This is a genomic window from Ignavibacteriota bacterium (assembly GCA_016707525.1).
Classification (GTDB): Bacteria; Bacteroidota; Ignavibacteria; order UBA10030; family UBA6906; genus JAGDMK01.
This window is the reverse complement of the sequence record JADJHP010000009.1, coordinates 38,325-55,974: the sequence shown is the minus strand read 5'-3', so window position 1 is coordinate 55,974 and position 17,650 is coordinate 38,325. Positions and strand designations below refer to the sequence as shown.

Annotated in this window: 18 protein-coding genes and 1 pseudogene; 18 read left to right on the top strand and 1 reads right to left on the bottom strand. The window is 61.0% G+C overall.

Going from position 1 to position 17,650, the window contains the following annotated elements; all coding sequences use genetic code 11:
* The first annotated feature begins 8 nt into the window (after positions 1-8).
* From IPI01_14780 to IPI01_14695, 18 genes and pseudogenes are all read left to right on the top strand, one after another.
* Positions 9-560 (top strand): 2-oxoacid:acceptor oxidoreductase family protein, encoded by a 552-nt coding sequence (locus IPI01_14780; protein ID MBK7259031.1) that lies wholly within the window; start codon positions 9-11, stop codon positions 558-560.
* Positions 561-613: 53 nt separating this feature from the next.
* Entirely contained in the window at positions 614-862 is a 249-nt protein-coding gene (locus tag IPI01_14775) for a hypothetical protein (GenBank protein MBK7259030.1), read from the top strand.
* Positions 828-1,118: a hypothetical protein gene (locus IPI01_14770; GenBank protein ID MBK7259029.1), complete on the top strand. Its 291-nt coding sequence runs from the start codon at positions 828-830 to the stop codon at positions 1,116-1,118. The genes IPI01_14775 and IPI01_14770 overlap by 35 nt, the downstream gene beginning before the upstream one ends.
* Positions 1,119-1,226: 108 nt before the next feature.
* Positions 1,227-2,346, top strand: a pseudogene (locus tag IPI01_14765) (isocitrate/isopropylmalate dehydrogenase family protein).
* A complete protein-coding gene (locus tag IPI01_14760; GenBank protein MBK7259028.1) occupies positions 2,343-3,263 on the top strand; it encodes a hydroxymethylglutaryl-CoA lyase in 921 nt (306 codons plus the stop codon). Before IPI01_14765 ends, IPI01_14760 begins: the two are co-directional and overlap by 4 nt.
* The gene (locus tag IPI01_14755; protein MBK7259027.1) at positions 3,260-4,465 is read left to right on the top strand and encodes a CoA transferase; all 1,206 of its coding nucleotides are present in this window, start codon (positions 3,260-3,262) and stop codon (positions 4,463-4,465) included. The genes IPI01_14760 and IPI01_14755 overlap by 4 nt, the downstream gene beginning before the upstream one ends.
* A gap of 30 nt (positions 4,466-4,495) precedes the next feature.
* Positions 4,496-5,785, top strand: coding sequence for a 3-isopropylmalate dehydratase large subunit (locus tag IPI01_14750; GenBank protein ID MBK7259026.1), 1,290 nt, complete (start codon positions 4,496-4,498; stop codon positions 5,783-5,785).
* 5 nt (positions 5,786-5,790) lie between these two features.
* Positions 5,791-6,309, top strand: a complete 519-nt coding sequence (gene leuD / locus IPI01_14745; GenBank protein ID MBK7259025.1) for a 3-isopropylmalate dehydratase small subunit — start codon at positions 5,791-5,793, stop codon at positions 6,307-6,309.
* Positions 6,310-6,319: 10 nt separating this feature from the next.
* Positions 6,320-6,781 carry an OsmC family protein gene (locus tag IPI01_14740; GenBank protein ID MBK7259024.1) on the top strand — a complete coding sequence of 154 codons (462 nt, stop codon included), beginning with the start codon at positions 6,320-6,322 and terminating at the stop codon, positions 6,779-6,781.
* A gap of 70 nt (positions 6,782-6,851) precedes the next feature.
* Positions 6,852-8,243 (top strand): oxygen-independent coproporphyrinogen III oxidase, encoded by a 1,392-nt coding sequence (gene hemN, locus IPI01_14735; protein ID MBK7259023.1) that lies wholly within the window; start codon positions 6,852-6,854, stop codon positions 8,241-8,243.
* Between the two features lie 133 nt (positions 8,244-8,376).
* Positions 8,377-8,850, top strand: coding sequence for a hypothetical protein (locus IPI01_14730; protein MBK7259022.1), 474 nt, complete (start codon positions 8,377-8,379; stop codon positions 8,848-8,850).
* Between the two features lie 65 nt (positions 8,851-8,915).
* Complete coding sequence (locus IPI01_14725) at positions 8,916-9,392, top strand: hypothetical protein (protein MBK7259021.1); 477 nt, start codon at positions 8,916-8,918, stop codon at positions 9,390-9,392.
* Positions 9,393-9,823: 431 nt separating this feature from the next.
* Positions 9,824-12,244 (top strand): hypothetical protein, encoded by a 2,421-nt coding sequence (locus IPI01_14720; protein ID MBK7259020.1) that lies wholly within the window; start codon positions 9,824-9,826, stop codon positions 12,242-12,244.
* 11 nt (positions 12,245-12,255) lie between these two features.
* On the top strand, positions 12,256-12,891 hold the full coding sequence (locus IPI01_14715) for a response regulator transcription factor (protein ID MBK7259019.1): 636 nt from the start codon (positions 12,256-12,258) through the stop codon (positions 12,889-12,891).
* A gap of 187 nt (positions 12,892-13,078) precedes the next feature.
* A complete protein-coding gene (locus tag IPI01_14710) occupies positions 13,079-13,456 on the top strand; it encodes a response regulator transcription factor (GenBank protein ID MBK7259018.1) in 378 nt (125 codons plus the stop codon).
* 170 nt (positions 13,457-13,626) lie between these two features.
* On the top strand, positions 13,627-14,697 hold the full coding sequence (locus IPI01_14705; protein MBK7259017.1) for a GHMP kinase: 1,071 nt from the start codon (positions 13,627-13,629) through the stop codon (positions 14,695-14,697).
* A complete protein-coding gene (locus IPI01_14700; protein ID MBK7259016.1) occupies positions 14,687-15,586 on the top strand; it encodes an NTP transferase domain-containing protein in 900 nt (299 codons plus the stop codon). The genes IPI01_14705 and IPI01_14700 overlap by 11 nt, the downstream gene beginning before the upstream one ends.
* Positions 15,580-16,782, top strand: a complete 1,203-nt coding sequence (locus IPI01_14695) for an MFS transporter (GenBank protein MBK7259015.1) — start codon at positions 15,580-15,582, stop codon at positions 16,780-16,782. The genes IPI01_14700 and IPI01_14695 overlap by 7 nt, the downstream gene beginning before the upstream one ends.
* A gap of 64 nt (positions 16,783-16,846) precedes the next feature.
* Here IPI01_14695 and gpmA read toward each other — a convergent pair whose 3' ends face one another.
* Positions 16,847-17,593, bottom strand: a complete 747-nt coding sequence (gene gpmA / locus IPI01_14690; GenBank protein ID MBK7259014.1) for a 2,3-diphosphoglycerate-dependent phosphoglycerate mutase — start codon at positions 17,591-17,593, stop codon at positions 16,847-16,849.
* Positions 17,594-17,650 lie beyond the last annotated feature (57 nt).

Genomic DNA, 17,650 nt, shown 5'->3' with positions numbered 1-17,650 from the left:
GAATCGTTATGGCACATGAACTCTTGATCGCTGGCTTCGGCGGGCAGGGTGTGCTCTCCATGGGTATGACTCTCGCGTACGCCGGCATGATCGAAGGCAAAGAAGTGACCTGGATGCCGTCGTACGGACCCGAGATGCGTGGCGGCACGGCGAACTGCATCGTGATCGTCTCCGATGACCCGATTGATTCCCCGGTGGTGACGACGTTCGATACGGTGATCGCGTTGAACCAGCCGTCCATGGACAAGTTCGAACACGCGGTCCGTCCGGGAGGGTTGCTGCTGTACGATGCGACCAGCATCATCATCCCCCCGAAGCGAACCGACTGCACGGTGCTCGGTATCCGGGCCAGTGATGAGGCCGTGAAACTGAAGAACACGAAAGTATTGAATATGATCGTCCTCGGTGCCTTCCTGGAACGTACACGCGTTCTGGAGATGCCGGCGATCCTGAAAGCGCTCCGCAAAGTGCTTCCCGAACGGTATCATCACCTGTTGCCGGTCAATGAGCAGGCGTTGACACGCGGCAGGGCCCTGGCGGGGGAAACAGTGGTGGCATAGGAATCCACGGCGCATTGCGCGTCGCCGTTCCATCGATCAGCGAGGGAGACAATATGGCACAGGAGTGTGTGCATTCGTGCAAAGGGCTTTGCTCGGCGCTGTCCGTGGCGGAGCACCGGGAAGAGGAAGCGTTGAAAGAATACCGCCGGTTCGCTTCCGAGTGCGACTACCCCGACGTGGCGGAGATCCTCCAGGGGCTGGTTGCCGATCGCGAACGCGCCCTGCGCGTGTTACGCGACAAGCGGCAGGAGCTGGCGGAGAAGTTCGATGTCATCGACCGTATCAACGACACGTTCGCCTGACGCCATGGCCCATCCCACGCACGATCAGTTGGACTGGAGCGAGTTGTCGCTGCAGGATATCCTTGCGTTTGCGATCGAGGATGAGATCGAAGCGCGCGACTATTACCGCACCGCGGCAGGGCATGCGGGGAACACCGGTACGCGACGGATGCTCGAGGCCCTCGCGGTGATGGAGCAGGGGCATGCCGATGCCCTGCGCAAGGAGTTGGAAGAGGTGCGGCTGCAGCAGGATATGGAGACCGGGTTGGCGGACTGACCGACGCCCGGGAAACGCCGTGCCACCCGGTGTGCAGCCGGGGGGGCAATGAATGTACGATCGAACCGTAGACCACCATACCACATTCGCTGGAGATGACCGAACGTCATGAGCACATATACGATCGCCTGGCTGCCCGGAGACGGCATCGGCAACGATGTCATGGATGCCACCCGCATCGTCCTCGATGCAATGAAACTCGATGCGGAATACGTGCATGGTGATATCGGGTGGGAATTCTGGTGCAAGGAAGGGGACGCCTTCCCGCAGCGGACCGTCGACCTCCTGAAGCGCGTGAATGCTGCCATGTTCGGTGCGATCACGTCGAAGCCGGTCAAAGCCGCGGAAACCGAACTTGTTCCCGAACTCCGGGGCAAGGGGCTCATCTACCGTTCTCCGATCGTCCGGATGCGCCAGTTGTTCGATCTGTATATCTGCCTCCGCCCCTGCAAAGCGTACGCGGGCAATCCGCTCAATCTGAAAGAGGGCATCGATCTCACGGTGTTCCGCGAGAATACCGAGGACCTGTATGCCGGCGTGGAGTTCAATCCTGTGCCGCAGGAGCTTGCTGACGTCCTTGCGAAGGTGTCGAAGCCGTTCGGCGCGTTCAAAGGACAACGCACTTGACCAATACGCGATCTCGTGCAAAGTGAACACGAAGAAGGGCTCGTCGCGTATCGTCCGCGCCGCCTTCGAATTCGCCCGCGCGCATGGCCGCAAGAAAGTGACCGTCGTGCACAAGGCGAATGTCGTCCGCGCTACGGATGGGATGTTCCTCGATGAAGCGAAGAAGGTGGCTGCGGACTTCCCCGAGATCCAGTTCGATGAAGCGAATGTGGATGCCATTTGCATGTGGCTCCTCAAGAATCCGTTCAACTATGATGTCCTGGTTGCGCCGAATTTGTACGGCGACATCATCTCCGATCTTGCTGCCCAGATGGTCGGTGGCCTCGGCTTCGGCTGTTCCGGAAACATCGGGCAGAAGCTCGCCGTGTTCGAGCCGTCGCATGGCAGTGCACCGAAGTATGCCGGACAGAACAAAGTGAATCCGATTGCGACGATCCTTGCCGCGAAGATGATGCTGGACTGGCTGGGTGAGACCGAGAAGGGTGCGCAGCTTGAGCGTGCCACCGCGGCGGTCATCAAGGAAGGCAAGGTCCGCACATATGATATGGGCGGTTCGAGCACGACGACCCAGCTGGCGGAGGCTATTGCGGCACATCTATGAGCACTCCCCGGTTGGTGATCCACGAGGTCGGGTTGCGTGATGGGCTCCAGATGGAGCACGAGACCGTCCCTACCGCAACAAAGCTCCGTTGGCTGAAAGCACTCGCTGCCACGGGGGTCGATATCATCCAGGCAGGCTCCTTCGTTCATCCGACGCGTGTCCCCCAGATGGCGGATACGGATGCGCTGTTCCGTGACCTCATGGCGCCGGGCGGCCTGCCGTCCGGCGTGGTCCTCTCCGGTCTCGTCCTCAACGAGAAAGGATTGGAGCGGGGATTGGCGTGCGGCGTGCGGATGTTCTGCATGGGCGTATCTGCGAGCGAGACGCACAGCCAGAAGAACACCGGAATGTCCGTTGCCGAGGCGACCACGCGCATCATTGCCACGGCGCAGCAAGCCATCGCCGCGCAGTGTGCTGTGCAAGTCTCGGTGCAGTCGGCGTTCGGCTGCGGCTTTGAGGGCGCTGTGCCGGAAGACCGTGTGCTCGGCATCGTTCGCCGGTACCTGGATGCCGGGTTGACGAATATCAGCCTTGCGGATACTGCGGGCCACGCCGCCCCCGATGCGGTGGAGCGATTGTTCGCGGCGGTCCGCGCAATGGACGCCCGGGCAGAACTCACCTGCCATTTTCATAACACCTATGGTATGGCGGTCGCGAATTGCATCGCCGCGCTGCGGGCGGGCGTGACAGCTTTTGAATCGTCCGTGGCCGGACTCGGCGGCTGTCCGTTCACGAAGGTCGCCGGCGGCAATGTGTGCACCGAGGACCTCGTGCACATGTTCCAGAGGATGGGCGAGCGTACCGATATACAACTCGACGGGATCATCGCCGTGGCACGTGAGGTGGCGGAGTACTTTCACCGCGACATGCCGGGGATGATCTACAAAACAGGACCCATTCGATCGACACAGGGATGACACAGAAAGCGCAGTTGCTTGGCGGTATCCGGGTACTGGACATGACGAATGTCCTCTCCGGCCCATTCGCTACACTCCACCTTGCCCTCCTCGGGGCGGAGGTGATCAAGATCGAGAATCCCACGGACGGCGATCTGGCCCGGAAGCTGGGGTCGGTGCCGAAATACAATCAGATGCTGATGGGCACGAGTTTCCTGGCCCAGAATGCGAATAAGCGCTCCCTCACGCTCAACCTGAAGGCTCCGGAAGGGAAGGAGATCTTCAAGAAGCTCATCGGGACAGCAGATGTGCTTGTGGAGAACTTCCGGCCGGATGTGATGGGCAGGCTCGGCCTTTCCTACGACGTCCTCCGCGCGATCAATCCGCGCCTTATTTACTGCGGGATCTCGGGATTCGGGCAATCCGGTCCTGATGCGCTCAAACCCGCGTACGACCAGATCATCCAGGGGCTGAGTGGTGAGATGGCCATCAACGGTGATGACCGGCTCAGCCCGCTCCGTGCCGGATTCCCCGTGTGCGATACGGTCGGTGGGTTGAATGCCGCATTCGCCATCATGGCAGCCCTCTATCACCGCGAGCACACCGGTGAAGGCCAGAGCATCGATGTCGCCCTTCTGGATTCCATCATGCCGCTCATGGGGTGGGTTGTGGCGAACCTCATGATAGGGAAGCAGACCCCCGTATTGATGGGGAACGACAATTTCACGGCTGCGCCCTCGGGAGTGTTCGTGACCCGGGATGGGTACATCAACATCGCGGCGAACAAGCAGGAGCAGTGGGAGGCCGTGACGGACGTCCTGGGCGTGCCGGAGCTGAAGGCCGATCCGCGCTTTCAGGAGAGGGATACGCGCAAGAAGAACCGCAAAGCCCTGACGCCCCTTCTCGAAGCCAGGCTGAAAGAGAACGATACGGCGTACTGGGTCGAGGTGCTGAACAAGCACGACGTTCCTTCGGGGGCCATTTTGACCCTCGACCAGGCGGTGCACCAGCCCCAGGTGGAACACAGGAGCACCTTCACGACGTTAGAAGTAGAGGGGATCGGTGCGATCCCGCTCTTCAATATGACGGCGAAGTTCGAGAAGACCCCGGGGATGGTCACGGCCCCGCCGCCCCGGCTCGGCGAGCACACCGCAGAGGTCCTGCGCGGCATCGGGTTGGACGACGCGCAGATCGCCGCGCTGAGAGAAAAGAAAGTGATATAACGTACCACCACTCATTCGGAGAGGTCCTGTATGGGTATGACAGTAGCCGAGAAGATCCTTGCCCGGGCAAGCGGACAGACGTCGGTGAAGGCCGGCGACGTCCTTGAACCGCGCGTGGATCTCGCCATGTCGCATGAGAATGCCGCATTGGTCATCAATCAGTTCCTGGAGATCTACAAGGACACGGGGAAGGATGCGCGTGTGTGGGACCCGTCGCGCGTCGCCATTGTGTTCGACCATCGTGTGCCGGCCGAATCCGCGAAGACCGCCACGAACCAGAAGAAGGTCCGCGAGTTCGTTGCGCGCCACATGATCAGCAAGTTCCATGATATCCGTGGCGACCGCGGTGGTATCTGCCACCAGGTGCTTCCCGAGAGCGGCTACGTGCTGCCCGGGGCGGTGGTGGTCGGAACGGACTCGCACACGACGAGCCACGGAGCCCTCGGAGCATTCGCCTTCGGCATTGGTGCAACGGAGATGGCGTCGGTATGGACGCTCGGGTGTGCGGTGAACGTTGAAGTGCCCGCGACGATCAAAGTGGAGGTGACCGGTGCCTTCGCGCCGATGGTGGGCCCGAAGGACCTCATCCTGCACCTGATCGGCAAGATCTCTGCCAACGGAGCGAACTTCCGCGTGATCGAATTCCACGGCGAGACCATCCGCCGCATGGAGACCTCCGGGCGCCTGGTCATCTGCAACATGTCGGTGGAAGCCGGGGCAACAGCCGGTATCGTGCCGGCCGACGAAGAGACGTTGCGGTACCTCCGCGAAGAAGCCGGTGTGCAGAACCCGCCAGCTCCCGTCCTCCCGGATCCGGATGCCGCCTATGTCCAGGTCGTCAAGATCGACGTGTCGACGCTTGCGCCACAGATCGCCTGTCCGCATACCGTGGACAACGTGAAGCCGATCACGGAAGTGCTCGGGACGAAGGTGCATCAGATCGTCATCGGGTCATGCACCAATGGCCGGCTGGACGACATCGCTGCCGCGGCAGGGATCCTGCGCGGTAAGAAGGTCTCCGACAACACGCGGATGCTGGTGTTCCCTGCATCATCGCGGGTCTATCAGCGGGCACTGGAAGCGGGATACATCACGGACCTGGTGAAGGCCGGCGCGGTCGTCATGAATCCGGGCTGCGGCCCGTGCCTCGGCGTGCACGAAGGTGCGCTGGGAGACGGCGAGACGGCGTTATCCACGACGAACCGGAACTTCAAAGGGCGCATGGGCAACCCCACCGGAGCGGTCTATCTCTGCTCGCCGTCGGTTGCTGCCGCCTCTGCTGTTGATGGTGTCATCACTGATCCGCGGAAAGGAGCCTGAGCGTCATGGCGAAGGTCGTCTATACCATCGGTAACGATATCAGCACGGATGTCATCTATCCGGGCCGCTTCATGGCGACGGTGCTCCCGACGGAGACGCCGGCGTTCGCATTTGCGGACGATGCCACATTCAATGGCATGCTGAAGGCCAAGCAGGTCCCTGCGGGAAGCGTGCTCGTGGCGGGCGAGAATTTCGGTTGCGGTTCTTCCCGCGAGCAGGCGGTGTCCACGCTGAAGGGGCATGAGTTGCTGATCATCGCGCGGAGCGTCGCCCGCATCTTCATGCAGAATTCCGTGAACCTCGGGCTCAATCTTGTCGTCGCTCCCGGCTTCGAGGCATCACCGGGTGATGACGTGGAGGTGACAGGCGATGTGGTCGTGAACACCACGACCGGCAAGAAATTCCCGATCGAAAAGCTCCCGAAGGCCCGCCAGGCCATCGTTGAAGCAGGCGGACTGATCGCGTACACGCGCAAGCGTTTGATGGATCAGCCATCCGCTCCCGCTCCGGCGGGACGGGGTTGACGGGGAGCGTATGGAAGGAACAGAACACGTGATCCGCGCAAAGTCCTTCACGTACAAGACCAGCACGACGTGGACGGAAGGGCGGAGCGGGACCATCGGGTCGGAGGGGAAGCCGACGTTGAAGATCTCGAGTCCCCCGGAGTTCAAGGGGGAGCGCGGGGTGTGGACCCCCGAGGACCTGTTCGTGGGATCGGTGGAGGTCTGTCATATGACCACCTTCCTGTCGTTCGCCGCGCAGAAGAAGATGACGATCGTGTCGTACAGGAGTCACGCGAACGGTGTGCTCGAGCACATCGACGAGGATTACCGGTTCACGCGCATCGTGATCTTCCCGACCATCACCGTGGGAAAGGATGTGGTCGAGACGGACGTGCATGCGTTGCTCCGGGAGGCAGAGAAGCATTGCCTTGTGGCGAACTCGATCGCATCGATCGTTGAGGTGAATCCCACGATCATCGTTCATCCGGGATGACCGCCGTGGATGTCCGGACCTTGGAATTCCGTCCCGAATTCGATATACTGAAGATGTGATGGAGGATATCATGGGACGACCGTTCTCACAAGTTGATGTTGCTTTGCTGAAGAAGTATGACCGTCCGGGCCCGCGCTACACGAGCTATCCGACGGCTCCGCTCTTTCAACCGACGTTCACCGCGTCCGATTTCGCCGGGGAGATACGGGCGACGAATGCCCCCGGGACGAGTTCTGACATCTCGCTGTACTTCCACTTTCCCTTTTGCGATACGCTCTGCTACTTCTGCGGGTGCACCATGCTGGTCACCCGCGACCGCGCCCGTATCGATGAGTACCTGCGGTACCTGAAGAAGGAGATGGCGCTGGTAGCGCCATTGATCGCTCCCGGCCGCCGGGTGACCCAACTGCACTGGGGCGGTGGCACGCCGACCCATCTGTCGCCTGATCAGATCAGGGACATTGCAGCCACGATCCGATCGTCGTTCCCGTTCGCACCTGACGCCGAGTGCAGTGTGGAGATCGATCCGCGGGAACTGGACCGTGCTCATCTTGAGGCACTTGCCGCCGCGGGGTTCAACCGGATGAGCATGGGCGTGCAGGATTTCGAATACGAGGTGCAGGCTGCCGTGAACCGCATCCAGCCCGCATCGGTGTCCCGCCAGGTATACGACTGGGCACGTGAACTGGGCTTCTCCAGCATCAATATCGATCTCATGTACGGCCTGCCGCATCAGACGCCCGCGTCGTTCGAGCGGACCATCCGTGGCGTGCTCACCTACAAGCCCGACCGCATCGCGGTGTTCAATTATGCGCACGTCCCCTGGCTCAAGCCGCATCAGAAGCTCATCCAGCAATCCGATCTTCCGTTGCCGGAAGAGAAGCTCGCTATCCTCAAGATGACGATCGAACTCCTCACGTCTTCCGGTTATGAGTACATCGGGATGGATCATTTTGCCCGGCCGGATGATGAACTTGCGCGGGCACGTGAGGAGCGCACACTCTACAGGAACTTCCAGGGATATTCGACGAAAGCGGGTGCCGACCTCTATGGATTCGGCATGTCGTCGATCAGTCACTTCACCAACGTCTACGCCCAGAACACGAAGATGCTGTCCGAGTATTACAAGGCGCTTGACGCAGGGATGCTTGCGACGCACGTCGGGTACAGGATGACGGATGATGATCACATCCGCAAGCATGTGATCATCCGGTTGATGTGCGACCTGGAACTCGATATCCCGGCAGTGGAGAAGAGGTTCGGGATCGCGTTCGATGAATACTTTGCGGCGGCACGCGCCGCACTCGTTCCTCTCGAAGAAGATGGCCTCGTCGAGTCCACCCCTTCGTGCATCAAGGTCGTTGGCCCGGGCCGGCTGTTGCTGAGGAACATCGCCATGTGTTTCGATGCCTATCTGGAACGGATGGCGAAGGAGAGGCCGATCTTTTCCCGGACGGTCTGATGCGTGGCCTGGGTCGCGCCCGGTGGACAGGTGTGCACATATACCCACGTCTCACTGGCAGACAGGCCCTGATCGGGGCGATTTCCGGCGATTTTCCAGGCTCGAAATTTGCTGCGTCTCAGGGGGAGCGACCATGCAGATCGGAGCCACGACATGGGGGCAACAATGGATGCCCCCCGCGAATGAAGCCCGTGCAGCCGGTGTCACCGGCAGGCGGGAGGATGCCGGCGGCAGCAATGCTGCATCCGGCATCAACGGCACTTCGGAATGCCAGACCTGCAAAGGGAGGAAGTACAGCGACCGCTCCTCCGACCCCACCGTGAGTTTTCAAACCCCGACATCGTTGAAACCCGAGCAGGCGTCCACCGCGGTCCGCGCGCACGAACAGCAGCATGTGGTGCACGAGCAGGCCCGCGCCAGGGAGAACGGTCAGCGTGTCGTTGCGCAAAGCGTCACGATCCATTCGGCGATCTGCCCTGAATGTGGCCGCTCCTACGTCTCGGGCGGGACAACGACAACGACGACAAAATCCGCCGAGGAAGGATACTCCTCATCCGGCACGTCACGCGGGAGCGCCTCCGGGGCGTTGGTCGACCGCCGGTATTGAGCGCGGCCATTCACAGCTTGCTTCTTCCTCTGCGAAGTACGATATTTTCTTCAATCACACCCTTTATGCGCCCACACCCCCACATCTTCCGGCTTCTCCTGTTGATGTTGTTCCTTGGATCATCTGCGTCGGGACAACTCTCGCGACTAAGCGATTCCTGGCGTTGGGTCCGGTTCGGGACCGAATCCGGACTCCCTTCCGATATTGTGCATGGCATCTATGAAGCGGGTGACCGTGTGACGTGGGTCCACACCAGTCGTGGGCTCGCGTGGTACGATGGCTATGTCTGGCATGAGAGTTTCATCCCCGGCCTCTCCGAAGTGAGTGCCAGGTTGGTAAGTATTTGTCCGGATACGTCCGGGCTTCTTGTCACCTTTCAGGAGTGGGTGTATTCGGTCAGGACGCGACACCGTGCAGCGGATCCAGAGCGGACGCCGCCGGAGATCGCCCCGGCCGGCGCTGCCCGCGACAGGGACGGGAGCATCATCCTCCTGGGATCGGCGCTCTATCGGCATGTCAGGACCGAGGTCCGCTCAAAGTGAATGATCCCCAGGTGCCCGAGATCATCAAGCCCGGCCATATGTATCTCGATCGGGATCCTATCCAACGCATGGCGGGCTCTGGTTGCGCTCCACCAATACCTCTGCCGGTATGATTCTGCAGGATGGAAGCAGGTCTTCCGTTCCCCAGCGGGTATTTGAAGCTTCATCAGATCGGTGAAGGCGGGCAAGGCAACGCTATCGTTGTCCTGAAACTGAAGGCGGGACGATCCGCAGCTTCGAGCGGTCTCCCGGTGGCCCGCTGGCCGAACTAACCGATGAACCGGGTGACCTGTTCCAGTCTGTCACGGTCGGCGCGACCGGCACAGTGCTCATCCTTTATGCGTCCGGAGAATTGCGGCAGAAGGAACGCGGTCATTGGAAGTGGCTTCCGCCTTTTCCATCGCCTGTGCCAGGCCCGCGTTGTGCGGTTCATGTCGAACGGTGATCTGTGGGTCGGCGGCAACGATGGGTTGTTCATGTGTCGTCTCGGCCTCTCCCGTTGGGAGGAGTGGGACGAACCCGGATCGAAGCTTTCGAATTGGATCAATGAGGTCATCCGTGGCCGGGATGGAACGTTCTGGATCGGAACGAGGGATGGATTGGGGCGGAGAACGCCCGACGGAAGATTGACCTGGATCCACGCGATCGACGGCCAGCCCCTGGGCCGTATCACGGGGATCGGCGAGGACAAGGAAGGCAACATCTGGATCGGGAGTGGAGCTTCTTTCGAGGGTGCCTTCCGATTCGATGGCAAGACGTGGACGCATGTTGGGGAGCGGGAGGGGCTCAAGGCTCCCCGCATTCACCGCATCACGCGGGACAGGCGGGGGAGGTTGTGGTTTCTGTGCATCAACCGTTCCGGCGTTCTTCAGGAGAATTTCGCGGATGAGCCGGGTGCGTTCATGCTCGGCGAACATGGCTTCGACCACTGGGGGCAGGCAGAAGGTCTCCTGGACGGGCGTGTCTACAGTTTCGTTGAAGATTCACGTGGGGGGTACTGGTTCGGGACGTACACCGGATTGAGCAGGTATCGCGATGGCCGCTGGACATACTGGTACGCTGGGAATGGGCTGCAGTCCGACCGCGTGTTCACTCTGGCCATCGATTCATCGGACATCGTTCATTTTGCGCATCAACATGCCGACCTCGGGTATATTGACAATCGGGACAGTGTCCGCTATGTGACGCGGGAAGCCGGGCTTCTTGGGATGGAGATCTGGGAGGTCGAGAGCGATCAGCGTGGTTGGATCTGGGTCACAACGAAGGCCGGGCTGGTGTGCTGGAACAGGCTCGACTGGTTTCATTTCGGAACCCATAGTGGGTTGCGCAATGACCGACTCTGGCCTGTCCTGCCGCTGGATTCAACGGTCCTTGTCGGTACCGAAGGCCGCGGCGTCGCCGTTCTTCACCTCAACGGGCTGAACAAGGAGCCCCCCCGTGTGATCATCGATGAACCGCTCGTGGAGGACGATGATGTCTCCCTCTCGTGGAAACCCCTGGCAGCGTGGGGCGACATCCCGACCGATCAGATCGAAACGCGCTATCGTCTCTCGGGTGGACGCTGGTCTCCCTGGTCGATCGATCACGCCGTCGTGTTCCGCGATCTGAGTCCCGGCACCTACCAGTTCGATGTCGAAGCGAAGAGTTCCCCGACGGTGACGGCGGCCCCGGTCAATCCTGTGTGGTTCGATGTCCCTCCTCCGCTCTACCTCCGTCCGATCTTCTTCATCCCCGCAACGGTCACGGGGTTGGCGCTCTGTTCGTTGGCCCTCCTGGTCTGGCTGCGCAACCGGGCGTACAACCGGGTCACACGTGAGAATGAAGCGAGGTTCCGGGCGCAGTATAAGGGGAACCCGATCCCGACGTTCACGTTCCGGAGAGAGGAGGCAGGGTACCGGCTGACGGACTACAACGATGCTGCATTGACGATCACCCTTGGCCATGCCGCCAAGTGGGTCGGGCTGGTGTACGAGGAGGTCCTGCCTCATGCCCCGGAAGGGCGTGTCCTCTTGGACCAGTGTTATCGGTCGCGGACGACGATCCGTACCGACTACCGCTATGAGTATCAGACGGTGTCGCGGGTAGCAGATTTGACCGTGAGTTTTGCATTCGTGCCGCCGGACCTGGTTCTGGTGCACACGGAGGACGTCACCGAGCGGCAACGCAGCGAACGCCAGTTGCGTGAATCCGGAGAGCAGTTGCGTGCCCTGGCAGTGCGGCTTCAGTCGGTGAGAGAGGAAGAGCGCACGCGGCTCTCCCGCGAGATCCATGATGAGCTCGGGCAGATCATGACGGGGTTGAAGATGGACCTTGCATGGATCCGACGCCGTGTGCTGGACCTGGGCCAGGGCATTCCTGATGCGGTTGCACAGCGCATGGGGCAGATGAATGGTCTGCTCGAGGATGCGATCCATACCGTACGGAAGATCGCCGGGCAGCTTCGCCCGGCGATCCTTGATGACCTGGGGCTTGTTCCTGCGATGGAGTGGCAAACGAGGGAGTTCTCGGAGCGCACAGGCATCCCGTGCGACCTTGATCTCGGCATGGAGGATCTTCCTCTTACGCGCGAAGCCGCAACGGAGTTATTCCGCATCTTTCAGGAGATGCTGACGAACGTCGCGCGCCATGCACACGCGACACATGTCGAGATCCGCATGCGACAGGTCAACGGTTCGCTCGAGCTCGCGGTGTCTGACAACGGCCGCGGTATCAGTGTGTCGGATGCGGAACGGCGCACATCACTCGGTATCCTCGGGATGGAGGAGCGGGCGAAGCGGATCGGCGGTACGCTGTCCATCGGCCCGGGCATGTCCGGTGGAACCATCGCGAGCGTTGTTGTTCCTGTCTCATAGGGAGAAAGAACGTGAAATTCCTGATCGTGGATGATCATACGGTAGTCCGACGGGGGATCAGGCAGATCCTTGTTGATGCATTTGAATCCTGTGAGGTCACGGAAGCGCAGAACGCGGCCGAGCTCATGACGCTTATCCGCGCGGAGACCTGGGATGCCGTGGTGTTGGACATCACCCTGCCTGACAGGAACGGGCTGGATGTGTTGAAGGACCTCAAGCAGGAGCGGCCGCACCTGCCGGTGGTGGTGCTGAGCATGCATCCGGAGGAGCAATTCGCTGTCCGGGTCCTGCGCGCGGGGGGGGTAGGGTATGTCCCGAAAGAAAGTGCTTCCGAAGAGCTGACCACCGCGATCAACCTTGGCCTCAAGGGACAGCGGTATATGAGTCCGGGCCTTGCCCGGAAGATCGCGTTCGACTCGGTGGCCAATCTTAAGGACCTTCCTGAGCCGATCGAGCTCTCTGACCGGGAGATCCAGGTACTCTGTCTGATCGCCGAGGGAAAGACACTGTCAGAAATGGCTGAAATGCTGGCATTGAGCACCAAAACCGTCAGCACCTACCGGGCACGTCTCATGGAAAAGACCAATGCTGTGAACAACGCTGACCTCATTCATTATGCCATAGCCCAGGGCTATGTCATGAAGTAAGATATATCTGCCATATTGACTTCCTGCAATACCTACACGGTATCCTCGGATTCCTACATTTACATGTGGTCTCCCTCCTGTTTTTTCCCCTCAGAATCAGATTTTCAGGAATTGATTTACGCTTTCCTGCGCCGTACGTTGGACGAGCAAAGCATTGATCATGTTGACCACCACTCACCAAGACCAGATGCAGATCGTTTTAGCGGAGCCGCACCCCCTTGTGCGGCGCGGATTGATGCAGATCATGAAGGATGGCTTCGACCGTTGCATCGTTCATGAGGCGAAGAATGCGACGGAGCTCCTGGAGGAGGTTTCCTCCGGGTCGCCGGATCTGCTGGTTGTGGACCTCACTTTACCCGGGGGGCCGGGGCTGGAGATCCTGAAGAGCATCCAGGGTCACGTGGGCTCTGCTGTGCCGGTGATCGTTACGTCAGATGATCCCGGTCCGGAGTTCACCCGAAGCGCACTTCAGGCGGGCGCTACCGCGGTGGTGCTGAAGGAGCGCGCAGATGAGGAATTGCTGTATACGATAGAATCCGTGAGACAGGGGTATAACCACCGCTGATCCACGTATTTATCACCGGGGAGAGATGGTGACGGCGCGAGGGGAAACGCCGTCACCATCTGTGCTTTTATGCCCGGCTTCTCCGGCCTTCCCTGCGGACCACACTCTCTCCTTTCCTGCAATTCAGAATAGAATGACGTATATTATCGTCTCCACTATCCTTGCAGGCAATGTCGAACGTACGATTTTCCACTCCTGGCCGGGTGTGTCTCTTCGGCGAACACCAGGACTACCTCCATCTCCCTGTCATCCCCTGCGCAATTTCCCTTCGTATCGCCATCGATGCACGGCACACGGACGAGCGGACGGTCCACATCGATCTTCCCGATCTGCAGTCCGGCGACAGGTTCTCGCTGGATGGTCCGTTGGAGTACCGGAACGACCGGGATTATCTGCGGAGCGGCGTGAATGTCATCCGCCGCCACGGGTTCACCTTCAGCAAAGGTCTGCGTGCATGGATGGAAGGGAAGATCCCCATCAATGCGGGGACATCGAGTTCCTCCGCCATGCTGGTGACCTGGATAGCCGTCCTCGGGCGCCTGAGCGATCAGGAACAACTGCTCTCTCCCGAAGAATGTGCCCGGCTTGCGCACGAAGCTGAGGTCATCGAGTTCGGCGAACCCGGCGGACAGATGGACCATTACTCCACGGCATTGGGTGGCATCCTGACCATCGACTTCGCTCCGGCGCTACGGATCGAGAAGTTGTCGGTCCCCCTCGGGACATTCGTGCTCGGCAATTCGCGTGAGCCGAAAGACACCAAGGGCATTCTTGCGCGCGTGAAGAACCAGGTCGTGGCGCTTTCCCACGTACTCGAGCGCCGGCATCCCGGCTTCTCCTTGCAGACCGCAACGGCCGGCACCATTGCGGACCTTGCTCCTGAACTGAACGAGGAGCAGGCGACGCTTCTGCAGGGCACGATCAGGAACCGGCAATTGACGCATGATGCGAGACAGGTCTTGATGTCGCCATCACCGGACCACCGGCATATTGGCGGACTGCTGACCGAGCATCAGGCAGTTCTTCGCGAGGTGCTTCGGATCTCTACGCCCAAGATCGACCGGATGATCGCGGCGGCGAATGCCGCGGGCGCGTATGGAGCCAAGATCAACGGTTCGGGCGGCGGTGGGTGCATGTTCGCCTACGCCCCCGAAGATCCGGAGCGGGTCGCGCAGGCCGTGCGCGATGCCGGCGGTGAAGCCTGGGTGGTCAGCATGGCGGAGGGCGTCCGTGCAGACTGATCGCTCTCCGGCCACCGGCCACCGTCTCGTGATCCTTGCCGGCGGCCTCTCATCGCGCATGGCGGCCACCGCATCGCAATTCGGAGCACCTGATGCCGAAACATCGGCACAGATCGCCCGTGGCGGAAAGACCATGGTGGGCGTTGATCCCGCCGGGCGCCCGCTGATCTCCTACCTGACATGGAATGCGGCATCCACCGGGTACACGCATGTTGTGCTTCTTCTTGGTGCCCGCAATGCAGCCCTCAGAGAGTATATCGAGGAGCGTTCGGCGGCCGGCGAATTCCCCGGCATCCGCTGGACCTTCGCCACCCAGCCCATTCCCGATGGAAGAACGAAACCCCTCGGCACGGCCGATGCGCTCGAACATGCGCTGCACGCGGCTCCGGAATGGTCGGGGCAGGCGTTCACGGTCTGTAACGGCGACAACCTGTATTCCCCGCGTGCGTTCCGGCTCCTTGCGGAATGCGCATCACCGCATGCGCTCATCGACTATGACCGTGAGGCATTGCAGTTCGACGAAGAACGCATCCGCAACTTCGCGGTGCTCGTGAAGGATGCGGCCGGGTATCTCCAGGCGATCATCGAGAAGCCCGGTGCGTCGGAACTCGCCCGCGCACGTGAGACGAGCGGCCGCATCGGGGTGAGCATGAACATCTTCCGGTTCACCTACGACGCGATCCTTCCTGTGCTCGAGCGTCTCCCGCTGCATCCGGTGCGCGGTGAGAAAGAACTCCCTGCCGCGGTGGTGGCATTGCTGTCGGCAGATCCGCACGCCGTGCGTGCCATCCCCCTTGCGGAGCACGTTCCGGACCTGACAGGTGTGCGCGATATCGCGGTCCTGCGCGACCTCTTCGCGGCGGGGCCGGGAGGCAGGCCGTCGTGCTGAAGCGTGAGCCCGTCGCACCGGAAGACCGGCTTTTTACGCCGCAGTTCTTTCTGATGTGCCTCTACTCCTTCACCGTCTTCCTCTCAGCATTTCAACTCTTCCCGACGGCACCGTTCCGGATCATCGACCTCGGTGGGACAACATTCACGGCCGGGCTCTTTCTCGGATTTCTGACCTACGCGTCGGCCTTGTCGGCCCCGCTGACCGGTGCTCTGGCGGATCGCTGGGGGCGGCGGAAGGTGTTGATGATCGGAAGTGGTGCGCTGACGGTGTTCTCTGTCGGGTATGCGGTGAGTCCGAATTATCACATCCCGCTGGTCATCGTGATCTTCCATGGGATCTTCTGGTCGGGGCTCCTTTCCGCTTCATCCGCGTACATCACGGACATCATACCCGCCCATCGCCGCGCGGAAGGGATCAGCTACTGGGGGATGGCGAGCATCCTGGCGGTCGCCACCGCCCCGTCCCTGGGCCTCTGGATCTATTCCTTCGGATGGGTCTGGCTCTGTGTCTCTATCGGGGTGATGAACCTGATGATGCTTCTCATTGCCTGGAGACTCCCGGAGACTGCGCGGCACGAAGTGCCCCCCGGCCCGCTCCCCGGCCTGCGCGATCTCGTGGAATGGCGGGTCCTGGCCCTCTCGACCGCGCTCTTCATGTATGCGGTAGGGCATGGAGGCGCTACGGCGTTCTCCGCCGTCTTCGCCCGTGCGCACGGGATCGAACCGCCAGGTCTCTTCTTCACGGTGAATGCCATCATGATCCTCCTGACACGCCCGCTGGCCGGACCACTTGCAGACCGGCTCGGCCATCACAAGATCATGATCCCCAGCCTTGCGCTGATCTTCCTCGGTTTGGTCCTGCTTGCCTTCGGGACGACCAAGGCCATGTTCATCGCGGCCGCGATCGTGTATGGACTCGGGATCGGGAACGTGTTTCCCGTGTTCTCGGCCTATATCATCCAGCGTGTACCGGCGAACAGGCGGGGGGCCGCATTCGGGAGTGTGCTTGCGGCGTTCGATACGGGGATCGGGACTGGTTCCATTGTCACAGGGCTCTTGATCGGCCAGTTCGGGTACCAGACGGCGTTCCTTGCGACCGCGGCCCTCGCCGGATGTGCCATCCCGTACTTCCTGATCGTGGAGAAACGTTTGAACTTCGACGTGATCGTCGAGGGGGAACGGACCGAAGGCTAGAAACACGAACAGTCCGTCCCGAACATCGGGACGGACTGTCTTGTATCACACGGCGCAGGCTGCGCTACTTTTTCTTCAACTGGTCGGCGACCGCTTTGGCTGCTGCTTCGATCGCTGCAGTATCGCCGAGGTAGTAGTGGCGGATCGGCTTCAGGTCGTCGTCGAGTTCATAGACGAGGGGCACGGCCGTGGGGATGTTCAGTTCCACGATCTCCGACTCGGGGACATTGTCCAGATACTTCACGAGGGCACGGAGGCTGTTGCCGTGGGCGGCGATGAGCACGCGCTTGCCGGACTTCACGGCAGGAGCGATGGTCTCGTGCCAGTACGGCAGGAACCGGGCAACGGTATCCTTCAGAGATTCCGTCAGCGGCATGTCCTTCGGATCGAGCCCGGCATACCGCGGATCGTGCGACGGATGGCGCGGATCGGAGAGCGTGAGCGGCGGCGGCGGGATGTCGTAGCTGCGGCGCCAGATCTTCACCTGGTCCATCCCGTGCTTCTCCGCGGTCTCTGCCTTGTTCAGTCCCTGGAGCCCGCCGTAGTGACGCTCGTTCAGGCGCCACGTGTTATGGATCGGGAGGTACATCTGTCCCTGCTCCTCGAGCGCGGTCCAGAGCGTCTTGATCGCGCGCGACAGCACCGAGGTGTACGCCACGTCGAACACGTACCCATCCTTCTTCAGTGTCCGGCCCGCCTCACGCGCTTCCTCCATGCCCTTCTCGCTCAGTCCGACGTCGGTCCATCCCGTGAACCGGTTCTCCTTGTTCCATGTGCTCTCGCCGTGGCGGAGCAGTACGATCTTCTTCATTGTCACTGTGTCCTTCTCTGGTGGCGGTGATACGTCCTTCTAAGGTACGAGTTTTTT

Excerpts from the sequence above, each read along its gene's own strand:
- IPI01_14760 (MBK7259028.1), top strand. The coding sequence starts at position 2,343 with ATGAGCACTCCCCGGTTGGTGATCCACGAGGTCGGGTTGCGTGATGGG.
- IPI01_14740 (MBK7259024.1), top strand. The coding sequence starts at position 6,320 with ATGGAAGGAACAGAACACGTGATCCGCGCAAAGTCCTTCACGTACAAG.
- leuD (MBK7259025.1), top strand. The coding sequence starts at position 5,791 with ATGGCGAAGGTCGTCTATACCATCGGTAACGATATCAGCACGGATGTC.
- IPI01_14780 (MBK7259031.1), top strand. The coding sequence starts at position 9 with ATGGCACATGAACTCTTGATCGCTGGCTTCGGCGGGCAGGGTGTGCTC.
- IPI01_14755 (MBK7259027.1), top strand. The coding sequence starts at position 3,260 with ATGACACAGAAAGCGCAGTTGCTTGGCGGTATCCGGGTACTGGACATG.
- IPI01_14775 (MBK7259030.1), top strand. The coding sequence starts at position 614 with ATGGCACAGGAGTGTGTGCATTCGTGCAAAGGGCTTTGCTCGGCGCTG.
- IPI01_14770 (MBK7259029.1), top strand. The coding sequence starts at position 828 with ATGTCATCGACCGTATCAACGACACGTTCGCCTGACGCCATGGCCCAT.
- IPI01_14750 (MBK7259026.1), top strand. The coding sequence starts at position 4,496 with ATGGGTATGACAGTAGCCGAGAAGATCCTTGCCCGGGCAAGCGGACAG.
- IPI01_14710 (MBK7259018.1), top strand. The coding sequence starts at position 13,079 with ATGCAGATCGTTTTAGCGGAGCCGCACCCCCTTGTGCGGCGCGGATTG.
- hemN (MBK7259023.1), top strand. The coding sequence starts at position 6,852 with ATGGGACGACCGTTCTCACAAGTTGATGTTGCTTTGCTGAAGAAGTAT.
- IPI01_14725 (MBK7259021.1), top strand. The coding sequence starts at position 8,916 with ATGCGCCCACACCCCCACATCTTCCGGCTTCTCCTGTTGATGTTGTTC.
- IPI01_14705 (MBK7259017.1), top strand. The coding sequence starts at position 13,627 with ATGTCGAACGTACGATTTTCCACTCCTGGCCGGGTGTGTCTCTTCGGC.
- gpmA (MBK7259014.1), bottom strand. The coding sequence starts at position 17,593 with ATGAAGAAGATCGTACTGCTCCGCCACGGCGAGAGCACATGGAACAAG.
- IPI01_14720 (MBK7259020.1), top strand. The coding sequence starts at position 9,824 with ATGTCGAACGGTGATCTGTGGGTCGGCGGCAACGATGGGTTGTTCATG.
- IPI01_14730 (MBK7259022.1), top strand. The coding sequence starts at position 8,377 with ATGCAGATCGGAGCCACGACATGGGGGCAACAATGGATGCCCCCCGCG.